Here is a 17,273-nt window from a genome sequence, read left to right on the forward strand (position 1 = left end):
CGCTCCCACAAGGGATCTGCGTCGAACTGAGATCCAATGTGGGAGCGGGCTTGCTCGCGAAGGCGTCAGACCAGGCAATGCAAATCTCAGCCCCTCAACTCCTTCAAATGCTTGTAAACCGTTGCCCGCCCCATGTTCAGCACATTCGCCACATAGTTGGAGGCGCTCTTGCCCTTGAAGGCGCCCTCGGCGTGCAGCGCCAACACCAGTTCGCGTTTATGGTCGCGGGTCAGCAGGTTCAGGCTCAACTGACGCTCGCGCATCCAGGCATGCAGGAAGGTGTTGATGCGCTCCTGCCAGTCATCGCGAAACAGGGAGTCCGGCTGCGGGATCAACTTGCCCGGTGACAGGAACAGGTCCAGCGCGGCCTTGGCATTCTCGAACAGTGAAATATTCAGGTTGATGCACAGCACGGCCAACGGTCGACCGTCAGCGTCGCGCAAGACGCTGCTGAGGCTGCGAATTTTCTGCCCATCCCAGTTCAGTTTTTCATACGGACCGATGTTCCGTTCGTTGACGTCCTCGCTGAGCATGTCCTCCAGGGACGAATCGTCACCGATCTCGCGCTTGGAGAGATTATTGGCGATGTAATCGACTTTCTGTGTGCGCAGGTCGTGCAACACCACCTCGGCGTGAGGGTAGAACAGCGTGGCGATGGCGTCGGCGATGGTGTGGAAATTGTCCATTGCCGGGTCGGGTAGCGGGGTGGTCATGACAGGGCTCCAGGCAGCGTCGGCGCCCTGTGAAGCAGGGGCGCAGGAAGTGTGCCGCAATCGTGGCGATACGTCACCTTGAGGGAGGTCAGCCAAGGCGTGCCGGCGATAGCATCGCGCTGCTCAGGCCGAAGCGAGCCAGGGCTTCGGGCAGCGGTTCGCCGCGCACCAGCGCCGCGCTGGCCTGGCCCATCGCCGGGGACGTCTGGATGCCATAGCCACCCTGGCCCGCGACCCAGAAAAATCCGGGTAACTGCGGGTCGAAACCGGACAGCAGATCGCCGTCATGGACAAAGCTGCGCAACCCGGCCCAGGTGCGGGTCGGGCGGCGAATGCTCAAGGTCGTGGCTTCCTCGATCTGGTAGATCCCCAAGGCGATGTCCAGTTCTTCCGGTTGTACATCGTGGGGCTCCACCGGATCGGCATTGGCCGGCGATCCCAGGAACATGCCGGCATCCGGCTTCATGTAGAAGGATTCGTCGAGGCTCACCAGCATCGGCCAGTCATGGATGTCCACGCCTTCGGGGCCGGCGAAGATGAAGGCTGCGCGCCGCTTGGGCTGCAGGCCCAGCGTGCGGGCGCCGGCCATTTGCGCCACCTGGTCGGCCCAGGCACCGGCCGCATTGATCAGAATCGGCGCAGTGAAGGTCCGGTTGGTCGTTCGTACTTGCCACAAGCCCTGGTTATCGCGAATCAGGTCCAGGACTTCGCTGTCGGTGTGCACCTCACCGCCATTGCGGCGGATGCCGCGCAAGTAACCTTGGTGCAGCGCATCCGTGTCGATATCGGCGGCCGTGGGGTCATAGAGGGCGCCATGGACTTTTTCCCGGCGCAGGATCGGCAATCGCACGCAGGCTTCTTCGGCGCTGAGCAATTGCATCTGCGGCACGGTGGCCTTGGCGCTGAGGTATTGATTGTTCAATTCGGCCGGATCACCGGTGAAGTCCACAGTCATTTCGCCCCGGGGCGTGAGCAGTGGGTGTTCACAGAAACCGGCGGGCGGTGCGTCGAAGAAGTCTCGACTGGCCTGGGTCAATGCCCGTACCTGCGCGGTGCCGTAGGCGGCGGTGTACAGCGCCGCCGAACGGCCGGTGGAGTGGTAGGCCGGATGGGATTCGCGCTCGAGCACAATGACCCGGCCATGGGGGGCCAGCCAGTAGCCGGTGGAGGCACCGGCAATGCCGCCGCCGATGATGATGAAATCTGCTGAGGTCATGAAACTCTCCTGAAGCGCGTGCGGGAGTTCGTTGAACCTGTGGGAGCGGGCTTGCTCGCGAAGGCGGTGTGTCAGCCACATCCATGTTGAATGTGCTGACGCCTTCGCGAGCAAGCCCGCTCCCACAAGGATCGAGTGGTGTCAGTCTTGGTTGTTCAACCGGTAAAGCGCATTTGCCAGTGCAACATCCTCCAGCCCCAGGCCAATGGAGCGGAAAAACACATGGCGGTCATAGCCAGGGCGCGCAACGCGTTCGCTGAGCAGTTCCGGCAAGTCACCGATGATGCGCGATGCGTCCCAGCCGTGTTGTTCGGCAGCGATCAGCATTTCCCCGGCCGAACCCGGCGTGGTCTGACGATAGTCGCAGAACACGTCCATGTCGTTCAGGCATTGTGGAGGAACCTCGTGGGCGCGTGGGGCGTTGGTACTGATGGAAGTGATCAGTGTCGGTTTGATGAGGACCTGAGGGTCGAGCACCGCTTTGGCGGACGAGGTGCACAGCATCACCACATCGGCATCGTGCAGTACGGCTTCAAGACGGTCAGTCAATTGCAGGCGTGAGTCGAGGTCGGTGAGTGAGTCGAGGTCCTTGGCCGATTTGCTCTTCAGGCCAGGAGAGTAAAGATTGATGCTTTGCCAATCCCGTAAGCCCTTGACGTATTGCACGTGGGCCCTCGCCACTGCACCGCTGCCGACGACGGCCAGGCGCCGGGCCTTGGGCGGGGCGAGGGCATCGACGGCGACGGCGGTAGTCGCGGCGGTACGGGCGGTCGTCAGCTCGGCGGCATCGCACAGTAGCAGCGGTTGCCCAGTCTGCATCGACATCAGCAAGGTCCAGGCGGTGACCAGCGGACCTTGCTCGCGCACGATATAGGGCGAGGTCTTGACCCCGTACACCTGGTCTTCGGCCAGCACCCCCAGGTAATTGATGAAATCCCCGACGCCATGGGGGAACACCACCAGTTGCTGGGGCGGTTGTACCGCGTGTCCGGTGGCAAGGTCGTGAAACAGCTTGCGCAGGATCTGCGGCACGTCGACTTGTGCGAGCAGTTCCTGGGCCTGGGCTTGGGTCATGACAGAGGGCGTGCTGAGCATCGTGGACTCCGGGTGATACGAGTAAACTAATTTGTCCATTATGGACTTTTAGTTTATTCGAGCAATATCCCGGATAAAAAAAAGCGCAGCCGTCGGTGGCTGCGCTTTTGGAGGACAGGTGACTGTCAGTGACGTTTGCGCTCGACCGGCCGGAGCAGATGGGTCGGCGGCATTTCGCAACTGATCTTGCGGCCCAGCAGCGCCTCGATGGACGGCAACTGATAGGAGTCGTCCTCGCCGGCGAAGCTGATGGACACGCCCTCGGCGCCGGCGCGACCGGTACGGCCGATGCGGTGCACGTAGTCGTCCGGCACTTCCGGCAGGGTGAAGTTGATCACATGGCTGATGCCGTCGATGTGAATGCCACGGCCGGCCACGTCGGTTGCCACCAGCACGCGGATCTTGCCTTCGCGAAAGCCTTCGAGTGTCTTGATGCGCTTGTGTTGGGGCACATCGCCTGACAGCTGGGCCGCATTGACGCCGTCACGCACCAGGCGTTCTTCGATACGCCGCACTTCGTCCTTGCGGTTGGCGAACACCATGACCCGTTCCCAGCCGTTGTCGTTGACCAGGTTGTAGAGCAGTTTGTACTTGTCGGCACCGGCTACGGCGTAGATATGTTGTTCGACGTTTTCGCTGGCGACGTTCTCGGCTTCGATTTCGACGATGGCCGGGTCGGTGGTCCATTGCCGGGCCAGGTTCATCACGTCTTCGGTGAAGGTGGCGGAGAACAGCAGGGTCTGGCGTTCGCTTTTCGGCGGGGTCTGGCGAATGATCTGGCGCACTTGCGGGATGAAGCCCATGTCGAGCATGCGGTCGGCCTCGTCCAGCACCATGACCTCGACCATGTCCAGGTGCACGTCGCCGCGCTGGTTGAAGTCCAGCAGTCTGCCCGGCGTTGCCACCAGGATGTCGCAATGACGGGCTTCGAGGTGCTTGAGCTGCTTGTCGAAGTCCATGCCACCGACGAACGTCATGACGTTCAGGCCGGTGTATTTGGTCAGGTCGGCGGCGTCCTTGGCGATCTGCACCACCAGCTCGCGGGTCGGCGCGATGATCAATGCCCTCGGCTCGCCCATGTAGCGTTCTTTGGGCGGAGGGGTCTGCAGCAGCTGGGTGATGGTGGAAATCAGGAACGCGGCGGTCTTGCCGGTGCCGGTCTGGGCGCGACCGATAGCGTCCTTGCCGGCGAGGGTATACCCGAGCACCTGGGCCTGGATCGGCGTGCAATACGGGAAGCCCAGGTCCTGGATGGCATGCATCAGTTCCGGGGCCAGCTTGAAATCATGGAAGCGGGTCTTGCCTTCCTGGGGCTCTACGACGAAGTCCTCGAGCTTCCAGGCGACGACCGGCGGTTTCGGTGCACGTTCGCGGCGCGGCTTGGGTGGGACATTGCGCGGCTTGTCCGACGCAGAAGCGGCGGCGGGGGAAGTCGCCGGCTCTTTTTTCTTCTGCGCAACAGGGGCAGGGTGGCGCGATGGTTGTGGCGCTTCGGTACGGCTCGGGCCTTGGACAGGGGCGCTGGGACCGGGCGCGAGCTGCTCGGCCTCGCTCTTACCGAACATCTTCTTGAGTGCTTTGAGCACGGTCATCTCATCGATTGGTTAAGGAATGTACGCCGGCCAGTGTAATGCAAGAAACGGGCGCGGCGTAGTGTGTTCGTCAAAGGCTTGGCGTGGCGATTCAGCGCAACCGTTCGGCCAGCCAGGTACCGATGTCGCGAATCTCCTCGGGTAACACTTCGTGGCCCATTGGGTATTCCTGCCATGTCACGGTGACACCATGCTGCTTCAAATACTCCTTTGCGGTCCGGCCCATGGGGTTGAGCACCACTTCGTCGTATTGCCCGTGCAGCGCCAGAACCGGAATGCGCTGCTGGCTGGCGGATAATTGCAGTTCGTCACCGAATGTCGGCGCATAGGTCGACAGTGCGATCACACCGCCCAGCGGCCCCTGCCACTTCACGAACGCCGTGTGATAGACCACGGCACCGCCTTGGGAAAAACCGGCCAGGAAAATCCGCGAGGCGTCTATTCCGCTGGTTCGCTGGTTTTCGATCAGGTCCATGACCCGTTTGGCCGACACTTCCAGCTGTTGCTCGTCAATGGCCCGCGCCGGGCTCAAGGCGCGGATATCGTACCAACTGGGCATGGCGTAGCCGCCGTTGATCGTTACTGGCTGGGTCGGAGCCTGGGGTAGAACGAAACGCATGGTTTGCAAGCTTTGCTGCAACATTTCGGCTACCGACAGGAAGTCGTAACGATCCGCGCCCAGGCCGTGGAGCCAGATAACACACGCATCTGCGGTGCTGTTGGGCTCAAGAATCAGGGGGTCGGTCATGGCTGTGCTCCAAATCTGTGCGGGTGCGCCCTATCAGTGCGTGATTACGGTGCGTCCCCGGTGCCTCAGTTAATTAGATGTCGCAAAATTACAATTTTTTGTCTTGACGTAATTCTCAAGGGCCCCGCGCGGCGGTCTGGTACGGGCTTTGCTATGAGGATACCCGAGTGATGAATCTTACGCTGCGCGGTAACACTATCAGCTCGACGCGACGCATGGGATATCGGAAATCCGGTGATGGATGTTCGCCAATAGCCGTTACGGGCTTCGCGAACGTGAAGGGCTACAGCCCGTTCGGCCGATTGGTGAGAAGTGGGTATGGCTGCCAGTGGCGCGCCGTCCTCATTAATAGACTCATAGCGAAGGTCCAGACGTCGGTTGACCCTAAAAAAAGCCAACAAGGGTCGGCAATGCCCCAAAAGGGTGCGATAGGACTCAAGCTCCGACACAACAAGAGCAAAACTGGAGGTTTGAATGAAGTTACTGAAATCCACCCTGGCAGTAGTGACTGCAGCAGCAGTGCTCGGGGTTAGCGGGTTCGCTCAGGCGGGTGCAACCCTGGACGCCGTACAGAAGAAAGGCTTTGTGCAATGCGGCGTAAGCGATGGCCTGCCGGGTTTCTCGGTGCCTGATTCGACCGGCAAGATTGTTGGTATCGACGCTGACTTCTGCCGTGCCGTTGCCGCTGCCGTCTTCGGCGATGCGACCAAGGTCAAGTTCAGCCAGTTGAACGCCAAGGAGCGCTTCACCGCACTGCAGTCCGGCGAAATCGATGTGCTTTCGCGCAACTCCACCATGACCAGCTCCCGTGACGCGGGCATGGGCCTGAAATTCCCAGGCTTCATCACCTACTACGACGGCATCGGTTTCCTGGCCAACAACAAGCTGGGCGTCAAGAGCGCCAAGGAACTGGACGGTGCAACCATCTGCATCCAGGCCGGTACCACCACTGAACTGAACGTTTCCGACTACTTCCGTGCCAATGGCCTGAAGTACACCCCGATCACGTTCGACACCTCCGATGAAAGCGCCAAGTCGCTGGAATCCGGTCGTTGCGACGTACTGACCTCCGACAAGTCCCAGCTGTTCGCCCAGCGCAGCAAGCTGGCTTCGCCGAAGGACTACGTGGTTCTGCCAGAAACCATTTCCAAGGAACCTCTGGGCCCGGTCGTGCGTAACGGCGATGACGAGTGGCTGGCCATCGTGCGTTGGACTGGCTATGCGCTGCTCAATGCTGAAGAAGCCGGTGTGACCTCCAAGAACGTCGAGGCCGAAGCCAAGTCCACCAAGAACCCGGACGTCGCTCGTATGCTCGGCGCTGACGGTGAATACGGCAAGGACCTGAAACTGCCAAAAGACTGGGTCGTGCAGATCGTCAAGCAAGTCGGCAACTACGGTGAAATGTTCGAGCGCAACCTCGGCAAAGGCACCCCGCTGGAAATCGACCGCGGCCTGAACGCGCTGTGGAACGCTGGCGGCATCCAATACGCACCACCAGTGCGCTGATGGTTCTATCACCCGGTGGGCCAACCACCGGGTGATGTTCTGTTCCATTCTTTGCGGGGCACTTCATGCAAAATTCAATCGGCGCACCAAAGCAGAGGCTCAGCCTCAGCGATCCAAAAGTGCGTGCGTGGGTATTTCAGATCGTCACGGTCGTGGCGGTTATCGCGTTGGGCTGGTTCCTGTTCGACAACACCCAGACCAACCTCCAGCACCGGGGCATCACTTCCGGCTTCGGTTTCCTGGAACGCAGTGCCGGGTTCGGCATCGCTCAACACCTGATCGATTACACCGAAGCGGACAGTTATGCCCGCGTGTTTGTCATCGGTTTGCTCAACACGTTGCTGGTGACCTTCATTGGGGTGATCCTGGCGACCATCCTCGGTTTCATCATCGGTGTCGCGCGCTTGTCGCAGAACTGGATCATCTCCAAGCTGGCGACCGTTTACGTGGAGGTCTTCCGTAACATCCCGCCGTTGCTGCAGATCCTGTTCTGGTACTTCGCGGTATTCCTGAGCATGCCCGGGCCGCGCAACAGTCATAACTTCGGCGACACCTTCTTCGTCAGCAGCCGGGGCCTGAACATGCCGGCCGCGCTGGTTGCCGATGGGTTCTGGCCGTTCGTGGTCAGCGTCGTGCTGGCAATTGTCGCCATCGTGCTGATGACTCGCTGGGCCAACAAGCGTTTCGAAGAGACCGGCGAGCCGTTCCACAAGTTCTGGGTGGGCCTGGCGCTGTTCCTGGTGATTCCGGCCGTGTGTGCGTTGGTGTTTGGCGCTCCAGTGCGTTGGGAAATGCCGGAACTCAAGGGCTTCAACTTCGTCGGTGGCTGGGTACTGATCCCGGAACTGCTGGCCTTGACCTTGGCGTTGACCGTGTACACCGCGGCATTCATTGCCGAGATCGTGCGCTCGGGTATCAAGTCGGTCAGCCACGGCCAGACCGAGGCGGCCCGCTCCCTGGGGCTGCGCAACGGTCCGACCCTGCGCAAGGTGATCATCCCGCAGGCCCTGCGCGTGATCATTCCGCCGTTGACCAGCCAATACCTGAACCTGGCGAAAAACTCTTCTCTGGCGGCCGGTATCGGCTACCCGGAAATGGTGTCGCTGTTCGCCGGCACGGTGTTGAACCAGACCGGTCAGGCCATCGAGGTGATCGCGATCACCATGAGTGTGTACCTGGCGATCAGTATCAGCATTTCCCTGCTGATGAACTGGTACAACAAGCGCATTGCGCTGATCGAGCGGTGAGGAAACGCGCATGACATCCCATACTTTCAAACCCGATATGCCTCCACCGAGCAATAGCATCGGTGTGGTGGCGTGGGTGCGCGCCAACATGTTCTCCAGCTGGATCAACACGCTGCTGACTCTGTTTGCGTTCTACCTGATTTACCTGATTATCCCACCGCTGCTGCACTGGGCCATCCTGGATGCGAACTGGGTAGGTACTACCCGCGCCGACTGCACCAAGGAAGGCGCCTGCTGGGTGTTCATCCAGCAGCGTTTCGGTCAGTTCATGTACGGCTACTACCCGGCGGACCTGCGCTGGCGCGTGGATCTGACCGTGTGGCTGGCGGTGATCGGCGTGGCGCCGTTGTTCATCTCGCGCTTCCCGCGCAAGGCGATCTACGGCCTGAGCTTTCTGGTGCTGTACCCGATCATCGCCTGGTGCCTGTTGCACGGTGGCGTGTTCGGCCTGGACACCGTGGCGACCAGCCAGTGGGGCGGCCTGATGCTGACCCTGGTAATCGCCACTGTCGGTATCGCCGGCGCATTGCCGCTGGGCATCGTACTGGCCCTGGGGCGGCGTTCGAACCTGCCGGCGATCCGCGTGGTTTGCGTGACGTTCATCGAGTTCTGGCGTGGCGTGCCGTTGATCACCGTGCTGTTCATGTCGTCGGTGATGCTGCCGCTGTTCCTGCCTGAAGGCATGAACTTCGACAAGCTGCTGCGGGCGCTGATCGGGGTGATCCTGTTCCAGTCGGCCTACGTGGCCGAAGTGGTGCGCGGCGGTCTGCAAGCCATTCCAAAGGGGCAATACGAAGCGGCTGCGGCGATGGGCCTTGGCTACTGGCGCAGCATGGGCCTGGTGATTCTGCCGCAAGCCCTGAAGCTGGTGATCCCTGGCATCGTCAACACCTTCATTGCGTTGTTCAAGGACACGAGCCTGGTGATCATCATCGGCCTGTTCGACCTGCTCAACAGCGTGAAACAAGCTGCCGCCGACCCGAAATGGCTGGGCATGGCCACCGAAGGCTATGTGTTTGCCGCCCTGGTGTTCTGGATTTTCTGTTTTGGTATGTCGCGCTATTCCATGCATCTGGAACGCAAGCTCGACACAGGCCACAAGCGTTAGGAGTTGACTCATGAGTGAAGCAATCAAAAAGCCTGTGAGCCCTGAAGGCATTATTCAGATGCAGGGCGTCAACAAGTGGTACGGCCAGTTCCACGTGTTGAAGGACATTAACCTGAACGTCAAGCAGGGCGAACGTATCGTGCTGTGCGGCCCGTCGGGCTCCGGCAAGTCCACCACCATCCGTTGCCTCAACCGTTTGGAAGAGCACCAGCAAGGCCGCATCGTGGTCGATGGCGTGGAACTGACTAACGACCTCAAGCAGATCGAAGCGATCCGCCGTGAAGTCGGCATGGTGTTCCAGCACTTCAATCTGTTCCCGCACCTGACCATCCTGCAGAACTGCACCCTGGCGCCGATGTGGGTGCGCAAGATGCCCAAACGCAAGGCCGAGGAAATCGCTATGCATTATCTGGAGCGCGTACGCATTCCAGAGCAGGCGCACAAGTACCCGGGCCAGCTCTCCGGCGGTCAGCAGCAGCGTGTGGCCATCGCCCGTGCCCTGTGCATGAAGCCGAAGATCATGCTGTTTGACGAGCCGACCTCGGCTCTTGACCCGGAAATGGTGAAGGAAGTACTCGACACCATGATCGGCCTGGCCGAAGACGGCATGACCATGTTGTGCGTAACCCACGAAATGGGCTTCGCCCGCACCGTGGCCAATCGCGTGATCTTCATGGACAAGGGCGAAATCGTCGAGCAGGCGGCGCCGAACGACTTCTTCGACAACCCGCAGAACGACCGCACCAAGCTGTTCCTGAGCCAGATCCTGCATTGATCGCCAGGTAGTGAAAATAAACCCGGACTTGTCCGGGTTTATTTTTTTGCTGCGTTCTCGCCTCAAGACGTCAGCATGGTCTCGCGTTCCGGGTGACGTTCGAGCAGCAGTTGTCGCAGATCGGCGCCTTCGTTCAGGACCTGGATTTCGGCCAGCAGATGCGGCTGACGATCCAGCAGGCGCATCAGCATGAGCAGCGGCTGAGGCGGGGAAGCTTCCCCTCGCTCATAGCGGGAAAAGGCATTGTGCCCACCACCGGACAGCAGCTTGACTGCTTCTTTCTAATCGAAGATCACGTTTCTTTCCCTGCCCTCCAACCCTAGGCCCTTGTTCCCTCGGAGGAACCTGACTAACATGTCAGAAAATTGATCCCTTGATCGGATGAAAAAACGAATCTCATGTCTGATATTTCTTCGTTTTTTCAGTGCTGGCCGGCCAGGTGCTGGATCGGTCCAACGCCCGCAACGGTGGCTCCCTCCTGGTGATCGCCGCTCCGTTGTCCCCAAGCCCCAGAGTTCTCCATGTCCCGCGATTTGCTTGACCACACCTCGTCGACGGCGCCCAAGCGTGCCGCCGAACTCGAAGAATTGCTGATCGACGCTGAAGTCGACGATGAACAGGCTCAGCAAGCCCATCCGCTGCTGCGTCGGCCCTGGTTGCTGTTGCTCGGGTTGGTCCTGGTCGCGTTGAACCTGCGCCCGGCGTTGTCGAGCATGGCGCCTTTGCTCAGCGAGGTTTCGAAAAGCCTCGGCTTGTCCGCCGCCCAGGCGGGTTTGCTGACTACGCTGCCGGTGCTGTGCCTTGGCCTGTTCGCGCCACTGGCGCCCGTGCTGGCTCGGCGTTTCGGCGCCGAGCGCGTGGTGCTGGGGATCTTGTTGACGCTTGCCGGTGGGATTGTGCTGCGCAGTTCGTTCGGCCAGGTCGGCCTGTTCGCCGGCAGCGTCCTGGCCGGTGCGAGTATCGGTGTGATCGGCGTGCTGTTGCCGGGCATCGTCAAGCGTGACTTCGCCCGGCAGGCCGGGACCATGACCGGGGTCTACACCATGGCGCTGTGCCTGGGCGCGGCGATGGCCGCCGGGGCAACGGTGCCGTTGAGCGAACAACTGGACCATAGTTGGGCCCTGGGGCTTGGCTTCTGGGCGGTTCCGGCATTGTTGGCCAGTGTGTTCTGGCTGCCGCAGACCGCTCAGAAACAAGGTGCCCACCAGGCGGCGTATCGGGTTCGCGGTTTGTTGCGCGATCCATTGGCCTGGCAAGTGACGCTGTACATGGGGCTGCAATCGTCCCTGGCCTACATCGTGTTCGGCTGGCTGCCATCGATCCTCATCGGCCGTGGCCTGACGCCGACCCAGGCCGGCCTGGTGCTGTCGGGCTCGGTTATCGTGCAGTTGATCAGTTCCCTGGCGGCGCCCTGGCTGGCGACCCGTGGCCAGGACCAGCGCCCGGCCATCGTGATCGTCATGGTCATGACCCTCGGTGGGCTGTTCGGTTGCCTCTACGCGCCCCTCGAAGGTTTGTGGGGCTGGGCGATCCTGCTGGGACTGGGGCAGGGCGCAACGTTCAGCCTGGCGTTGACGCTGATCGTGCTGCGTTCGCGAGACGCCCATGTGGCCGCGAACCTCTCCAGCATGGCGCAGGGCTTCGGTTATACCCTGGCGTCCCTCGGGCCTTTCGCAGTGGGGGTGGTGCATGACTGGACCGGCGGATGGCAAGCCCTGGGCTGGATCTTCGGCTTGATCGGCCTGGGCGCGATCATCGCTGGTATCGGCGCAGGGCGGGCGTTGTACGTCGGCGTCAGCAGCGAGAAAATCACCGACCTTCGCTGATGTTATTTTCATGGCGAATGACGATAGTGTTCTCGCCAGTGGCAGATTATTGTGGCGAGTCTACTGAAACGCTTTCGGAGTTCGTCCATGAGTGATGCCCACACCGCCCTGATCAACCGGTTTTACCAGGCCTTCCAACGCCTGGATGCCGAAGCCATGAGCGCCTGTTACACCGACGACGTGGTCTTCAGCGACCCGGCATTCGGCGAGCTTCGTGGGCGTGATGCCGGTGATATGTGGCGCATGCTCACCACCCGCGCCAAGGACTTTTCCCTGACCTTCGATAACGTGCGCAGCGATGAGCGTTCCGGTGGGGCGCATTGGGTGGCGACTTACCTGTTCAGCCAGACCGGCAATGTCGTGGTCAACGACATTCAGGCTCGCTTCGTGTTTCGTGATGGCAAGATCTGTGAACATCACGACAGTTTCGATCTGTGGCGCTGGTCCCGTCAGGCCTTGGGTGCCAAGGGTTTGCTGCTGGGTTGGACGCCGCTGGTGCGCAATGCGGTGAGGGCCCAGGCGCTCAAAGGGCTTCGGGCGTTCCAGGCCAGTCGCTGATAAGATCGCGGCCTACTTCCTACGCGTCTGTTGAACATTTCGTGACGACTGCCAACAACACTCCCGAGCTGCCTGTGGAGGCCGCGACCGAACCGGGCAAGCCCTGGTTCGTCTACCTGGTGCGGGCCGCCAACGGCGCGTTGTACTGTGGCATCAGCGACGATCCGGTGCGCCGTTTCGCCAAGCACCAGAGCGGCAAGGGCGCACGTTTCTTTCTCTCCAGCCCGGCGGTGGCATTGGTCTATACCGAAGCCTGCCGTGACAAGGGCGAAGCCCTGCGTCAGGAGCGGTTGATCAAAAAGCTGCGCAAAAGTGCCAAGGAATGCCTGGTAGCGAGTGCCGCGCCGCATCATCCATCCCACTGATGAGCCCTCATCAGGTGGGTAGGCTGTCTGGCCGTGGCGCGCTAAGCTTGCGAACTTCCTTCCTGCATTGGCAAACCTCATGTCAGAGCTGATTCTTCATCATTACCCGACGTCTCCCTTCGCCGAAAAAGCCCGTCTGCTGCTGGGCTTCAAAGGCTTGTCCTGGCGCTCGGTCAACATCCCGCCGATGATGCCCAAGCCCGACCTGACGGCGTTGACGGGTGGCTATCGCAAGACGCCGGTGTTGCAGATCGGCGCGGACATCTATTGCGACACGGCCCTGATCGCCCGGCGACTGGAACAGGAAAAAGCTTCACCGGCTTTGTTTCCCGAGGGCCGGGAAATGATCGCGGCAGCCTTTGCGGCCTGGGCCGATTCGGTAGTGTTCCAGCATGCAGTGAGCCTGGTGTTCCAGCCCGAGTCGATGGCCGTGCGTTTCGCCAAGTTGTCGCCTGAGGCAATCAAGGCGTTCATCGCTGACCGCGCTGGCCTATTCAGCGGTGGATCGGCCTCGCGCCTGTCTGCCGAGCAGGCCAAGCATCAGTGGCCGACGATCATGGCGCGGCTCGAGCAGCAGTTGCAGCGCGAAGAGGGTGATTTCCTGCTGGGAGAGCCGTCGATTGCCGACTTCGCCATGGCTCACCCATTGTGGTTTCTCAAGGGCACACCGGTGACGTCGGCGCTGGTGGACGCGTATCCGGCCGTCTCGGCCTGGCTGGCGCGGGTCTTGGCTTTCGGCCATGGTGCGTCGAGCGCGATGAGCTCCGAAGAGGCGTTGGACGTGGCTAACAACGCTACGCCGGCCGCGTTGCCGGATGAGTCATTCGATGAGTCGAGCGGATTTGCACAGGAGGGGCAGCAGGTGACCATAGCCGCGACTGACTACGGTGTCGATCCGGTGGCGGGGGAGTTGCTGTTTGCCGGGCGCGAAGAGCTGATCCTGCGCCGAGAAGACGAGCGCGGCGGGGTGGTGCATGTGCACTTTCCGCGGTTTGGTTTCAAGCTGTCGGTTGCATAACCCTGCGCTTATTCGAATGTGTCGCCGCCTCATGTTACTCAGGCGGCGATTCAGGTTTAACGGGACGCGGGTCCGTTAAGGATTGCAAAGAATCAAGTTTTGCTGGGCGTTATAAAAACTTTCTCTCTGAAAGCTGGCTTTGGCTTGTGCCAACGCGTCGCTGGTGCTGGTTGCATTGACGGTGATGGTTTTCATGCGAACGTTGTTCGGCGAGGAGTAGTACTCACACGTGTAGGTCGCGGCAGAAGCGAAACCGGTGTAAGTCCCAATGAGTAAAACTACCAGGCCTGGGCCGGTGATTCTGATAAACCGGTGAATGGGGTTCATTTCCATAGACTCCATCTGAGTTCTGTCTGGCAGAAGACGGCCTCGGCGGGTGCTTCCACCGAGGTGCTATTGAATGAAATGGATTTTCTATGGAGGTCGCTACTGTAGAGGTTGACAGTCCTGACCGGTGGTCAAACAACGGTGGGAGCAAAGTTTACCCTCACCGCTTTTTGGCTTGGCTGACTGGCATCAGGTCGCCCGGTTCGTCAATTTCTTCGTTTCAACTGGTCCGTCAACGACGTCGGCAACCCCTTGATGATCAACGTACCGGCCTCTTCGTCATACTCGATCTTCGAGCCCAGCAGGTGCGCCTCGAAGCTGATGGATAACCCCTCGGCCCGGCCGGTGAAGCGGCGGAACTGGTTGAGGGTGCGTTTATCCGCCGGAATTTCCGGTGACAGGCCATAGTCCTTGTTGCGGATGTGATCGTAGAAGGCTTTCGGGCGGTCTTCGTCGATCAACTCGGACAATTCCTCCAGGCCCATGGGTTCGCCGAGCTTGGCCTGGCTGCTGGCGTAATCCACCAGGGTCTTGGTCTTTTCCCGGGCGTCGTCTTCCGGCAGGTCTTCGCTTTCGACGAAGTCGCTGAAGGCCTTGAGCAGCGTGCGGGTTTCGCCGGGGCCGTCGACACCCTCCTGGCAGCCGATGAAGTCGCGGAAGTATTCCGAGACCTTCTTGCCGTTCTTGCCCTTGATGAAGGAAATGTACTGCTTGGACTGTTTATTGTTCTGCCACTCCGACACGTTGATCCGCGCCGCCAGGTGCAACTGGCCCAGGTCCAGGTGACGGGACGGGGTGACGTCCAGTTCATCGGTGACCGCCACGCCTTCACTGTGGTGTAGCAGGGCGATGGCCAGGTAGTCGGTCATGCCCTGTTGATAGTGGGCGAACAGGACGTGGCCACCCACCGACAGGTTGGACTCTTCCATCAGCTTCTGCAGGTGTTCCACGGCCACGCGACTGAACGCAGTGAAATCCTTGCCGCCGTCCAGGTATTCCTTCAGCCAGCCGCTGAACGGATGTGCACCGGACTCGGCGTGGAAAAAACCCCAGGCCTTGCCTTGTTTGGCGTTGTAGCTTTCGTTGAGGTCGGCAAGCATGTTTTCGATGGCCGTGGACTCTGCCAGTTCGGAGTCCCGGGCATGGAGCACAGCAGGGGTGCCGTCGGGTTTTTTGTCGATCAGGTGGACGATGCAATGACGGATCGGCATGGGCTTCTCGGCTGATGAAAGGGAGGAGGGCACGCTCCCCCGAAAAGCGCCCAGTGTACCGCAATCACTGGTTTTGGAGCGCTGCGAAGGGGATTTCGGAGCCGTCCGACAGTCCATATGCATTTTTTTACCGATTTAGCGCAATAAAGCTGACCAAATGGGTAGCTAAGGGCGGATATTTCCCAGGCGTTGTGCTAGTTTTGCCCGGTCTTACGCGAAGGCACTGCGTTAAGCATGCATTCAGCATTTGTCAGGTCGAACCAAACCCGGATTTCGGCATCTATTACCCCGACCCGTCGTGGTGATGACCGAGGGTGTCCGATCCGAGGAGATCGGGCTCGATGGCTGACACTGCACTCTGCAATCCATATGAATTTGATAGGGAAGGAACACTACATGGCTCTTACTAAAGACCAACTGATCACTGATTTGGCTGACGCTGCAGACGCGTCGAAAACCACCGTGCGTGCACTGTTGGACCAACTGGGCCAAATCGTTGCCGATCAGCTGGAAAACGGCGGCGAACTCACTCTGCCAGGCGTTGGCAAGCTGAAAGTCACCGAGCGTCCTGCCCGTACCGGCCGCAACCCTTCGACTGGCGCTGCAATCGAAATCGCTGCAAAGAAAGTCGTCAAGCTGGTTCCGGCCAAAGTCCTGGTCGATTCGATCAACGCCAAGTAAGACGCTTTAAAGAAACCGTGCAGCGGAGCAGTCCGGGCACGGTTTTTTGTTGTCCTGAATAAAGTGGTCGGCGTAATGCGGCCCGTTCAGTCCTTGCGAACCCATCGCGCCTGACGCCAGGCCTGCTGCTGGGCTTCGGTATGGAAGGTCCAGGCCACGAAACGGCTCTGCTTTTGTCCCTGGGACATCTCCACCACTTCGCTGTGCACCGCGCCGGCCTTCTTCAGGGCGGCCTGAATCGCTGGCAGGTTCGACACCTTCGACACCAGGGTGCTGAACCACAGGACCTGCCGAGCCAACTGCGCGCTTTCACCGATCAGTTGGGTCACGAAACGGACTTCTCCGCCCTCGCACCACAACTCGGCGGCCTGACCGCCGAAATTCAGGACCGGCAACTTGCGTTTCGGATCGGCCTTGCCGAGGGCGCGCCACTTACGCTGGCTGCCGCGGGTCGCCTCCTCCAGGGACGCGTGGAATGGCGGATTGCACATCGTCAGGTCGAATCGTTCGGCTTCTTCGAGCAGGCCCAGCAGGATCTGCTTGCGATTGGTTTGCTGGCGCAGTTGGATCGCCTTGGCCAACCCATTGGCCTGGACGATGGTCTTGGCCGAGGCGATCGCCGTCGGGTCGATCTCCGAACCCAGGAAGTGCCAGCGGTAGTCGCTGTAGCCGATCAGCGGATACACGCAGTTGGCGCCGGTGCCGACATCCAGCACCTTCACCGCCGCGCCCCGAGGGATTTCCCCTTCGTTATGGTTGGCGAGCAGGTCGGCGAGGAAGTGCACATAGTCCGCACGACCCGGTACCGGAGGACACAGGTAGTCGGCCGGAATGTCCCAGTGGGCAATGCCATAAAAAGACTTGAGCAGCGCCCGGTTGAATACCCGCACGGCCTCGGGGCTGGCAAAGTCGATGCTTTCCTTGCCGTAGGGGTTGATGATCACGAACCTGGCCAGTTCCGGCGTGCCCTTGATCAAGGCCGGGAAGTCGTAATGGCCCTGATGGCGATTGCGCGGGTGCAGGCTGGCTTTTTCACGGGGCACGGCGGCCTTGGTTTCGGTGGCAGGCTTGGGCTTCGGGCGTGCGGGTCTGGGGGGGCGGGGCGCGGTCATGGGCGGGTCGATTCGGGGCTGGCTCAAAAAGTGGCGGGCATTGTCCCACATCCTGCCTGCTTTTGAGGCTTGCGCTGGACAAATGTGGGAGCAACTGTCTTGGATGATTTATTTAGCCATTCTTTTTCAAGGCAGCAAAAGCTCTCACAGCTCTTGGCAGTGCAGATATCTGGAG

At 60.5% G+C, this 17,273-nt stretch carries 17 protein-coding genes and 1 pseudogene; 9 read left to right on the plus strand and 9 right to left on the minus strand.

Annotation, left to right across the window (positions count from 1 at the left end; translation table 11 throughout):
• Positions 1-86: 86 nt before the first annotated feature.
• The 5 genes from FBY02_RS12320 to FBY02_RS12340 form a co-directional block, all read right to left on the minus strand.
• Complete coding sequence (locus FBY02_RS12320; protein WP_144927806.1) at positions 87-713, minus strand: transcriptional regulator; 627 nt, start codon at positions 711-713, stop codon at positions 87-89.
• 88 nt (positions 714-801) lie between these two features.
• Positions 802-1,929, minus strand: a complete 1,128-nt coding sequence (locus tag FBY02_RS12325; RefSeq protein WP_144927809.1) for an FAD-binding oxidoreductase — start codon at positions 1,927-1,929, stop codon at positions 802-804.
• A gap of 141 nt (positions 1,930-2,070) precedes the next feature.
• Positions 2,071-3,024: an ornithine cyclodeaminase family protein gene (locus FBY02_RS12330; protein ID WP_144927812.1), complete on the minus strand. Its 954-nt coding sequence runs from the start codon at positions 3,022-3,024 to the stop codon at positions 2,071-2,073.
• 125 nt (positions 3,025-3,149) lie between these two features.
• A complete protein-coding gene (rhlB, locus tag FBY02_RS12335) occupies positions 3,150-4,616 on the minus strand; it encodes an ATP-dependent RNA helicase RhlB (protein ID WP_144927815.1) in 1,467 nt (488 codons plus the stop codon).
• 91 nt (positions 4,617-4,707) lie between these two features.
• Complete coding sequence (locus tag FBY02_RS12340; protein WP_144927818.1) at positions 4,708-5,364, minus strand: alpha/beta hydrolase; 657 nt, start codon at positions 5,362-5,364, stop codon at positions 4,708-4,710.
• Between the two features lie 474 nt (positions 5,365-5,838).
• Here FBY02_RS12340 and FBY02_RS12345 point away from each other — a divergent pair, with 474 nt between their 5' ends.
• The 4 genes from FBY02_RS12345 to FBY02_RS12360 all read left to right on the plus strand — a co-directional run bounded on the left by FBY02_RS12345 (position 5,839) and on the right by FBY02_RS12360 (position 10,000).
• Entirely contained in the window at positions 5,839-6,870 is a 1,032-nt protein-coding gene (locus FBY02_RS12345) for an amino acid ABC transporter substrate-binding protein (RefSeq protein ID WP_047701313.1), read from the plus strand.
• Between the two features lie 65 nt (positions 6,871-6,935).
• The gene (locus FBY02_RS12350; RefSeq protein WP_144927822.1) at positions 6,936-8,117 is read left to right on the plus strand and encodes an amino acid ABC transporter permease; all 1,182 of its coding nucleotides are present in this window, start codon (positions 6,936-6,938) and stop codon (positions 8,115-8,117) included.
• A gap of 10 nt (positions 8,118-8,127) precedes the next feature.
• Positions 8,128-9,225: an amino acid ABC transporter permease gene (locus tag FBY02_RS12355; RefSeq protein ID WP_144927824.1), complete on the plus strand. Its 1,098-nt coding sequence runs from the start codon at positions 8,128-8,130 to the stop codon at positions 9,223-9,225.
• A 10-nt stretch (positions 9,226-9,235) separates the two neighbouring features.
• Positions 9,236-10,000, plus strand: a complete 765-nt coding sequence (locus FBY02_RS12360; RefSeq protein ID WP_042730176.1) for an amino acid ABC transporter ATP-binding protein — start codon at positions 9,236-9,238, stop codon at positions 9,998-10,000.
• 62 nt (positions 10,001-10,062) lie between these two features.
• Here FBY02_RS12360 and FBY02_RS12365 read toward each other — a convergent pair.
• Positions 10,063-10,281, minus strand: a pseudogene (locus FBY02_RS12365) (type II toxin-antitoxin system MqsA family antitoxin); the annotation flags it as partial.
• 240 nt (positions 10,282-10,521) lie between these two features.
• Between FBY02_RS12365 and FBY02_RS12370 the strand changes: the two are divergent.
• The 4 genes from FBY02_RS12370 to FBY02_RS12385 all read left to right on the plus strand — a co-directional run bounded on the left by FBY02_RS12370 (position 10,522) and on the right by FBY02_RS12385 (position 13,767).
• On the plus strand, positions 10,522-11,826 hold the full coding sequence (locus FBY02_RS12370; RefSeq protein ID WP_144927826.1) for a CynX/NimT family MFS transporter: 1,305 nt from the start codon (positions 10,522-10,524) through the stop codon (positions 11,824-11,826).
• A gap of 87 nt (positions 11,827-11,913) precedes the next feature.
• Positions 11,914-12,384: a nuclear transport factor 2 family protein gene (locus FBY02_RS12375; RefSeq protein WP_047701306.1), complete on the plus strand. Its 471-nt coding sequence runs from the start codon at positions 11,914-11,916 to the stop codon at positions 12,382-12,384.
• 41 nt (positions 12,385-12,425) lie between these two features.
• Positions 12,426-12,749, plus strand: coding sequence for a GIY-YIG nuclease family protein (locus FBY02_RS12380; protein ID WP_052126382.1), 324 nt, complete (start codon positions 12,426-12,428; stop codon positions 12,747-12,749).
• Between the two features lie 79 nt (positions 12,750-12,828).
• Complete coding sequence (locus FBY02_RS12385) at positions 12,829-13,767, plus strand: glutathione S-transferase family protein (RefSeq protein ID WP_144927828.1); 939 nt, start codon at positions 12,829-12,831, stop codon at positions 13,765-13,767.
• Between the two features lie 75 nt (positions 13,768-13,842).
• Here the strand turns inward: FBY02_RS12385 and FBY02_RS12390 are convergent, their stop codons facing one another.
• On the minus strand, positions 13,843-14,094 hold the full coding sequence (locus tag FBY02_RS12390; RefSeq protein ID WP_144927830.1) for a hypothetical protein: 252 nt from the start codon (positions 14,092-14,094) through the stop codon (positions 13,843-13,845).
• Positions 14,095-14,300: 206 nt separating this feature from the next.
• A complete protein-coding gene (gene yejK, locus FBY02_RS12395; RefSeq protein WP_014340016.1) occupies positions 14,301-15,305 on the minus strand; it encodes a nucleoid-associated protein YejK in 1,005 nt (334 codons plus the stop codon).
• Positions 15,306-15,701: 396 nt separating this feature from the next.
• Between yejK and FBY02_RS12400 the strand changes: the two genes are divergently transcribed.
• Complete coding sequence (locus FBY02_RS12400; RefSeq protein ID WP_144927832.1) at positions 15,702-15,986, plus strand: HU family DNA-binding protein; 285 nt, start codon at positions 15,702-15,704, stop codon at positions 15,984-15,986.
• Between the two features lie 86 nt (positions 15,987-16,072).
• On the opposite strand, the gene rlmF is transcribed toward FBY02_RS12400, so the two are convergent.
• Positions 16,073-17,098 (minus strand): 23S rRNA (adenine(1618)-N(6))-methyltransferase RlmF, encoded by a 1,026-nt coding sequence (gene rlmF, locus FBY02_RS12405; RefSeq protein ID WP_144927834.1) that lies wholly within the window; start codon positions 17,096-17,098, stop codon positions 16,073-16,075.
• Positions 17,099-17,273 lie beyond the last annotated feature (175 nt).

The organism is Pseudomonas sp. SJZ078 (genome assembly GCF_007828255.1).
Lineage (GTDB): Bacteria > Pseudomonadota > Gammaproteobacteria > Pseudomonadales > Pseudomonadaceae > Aquipseudomonas.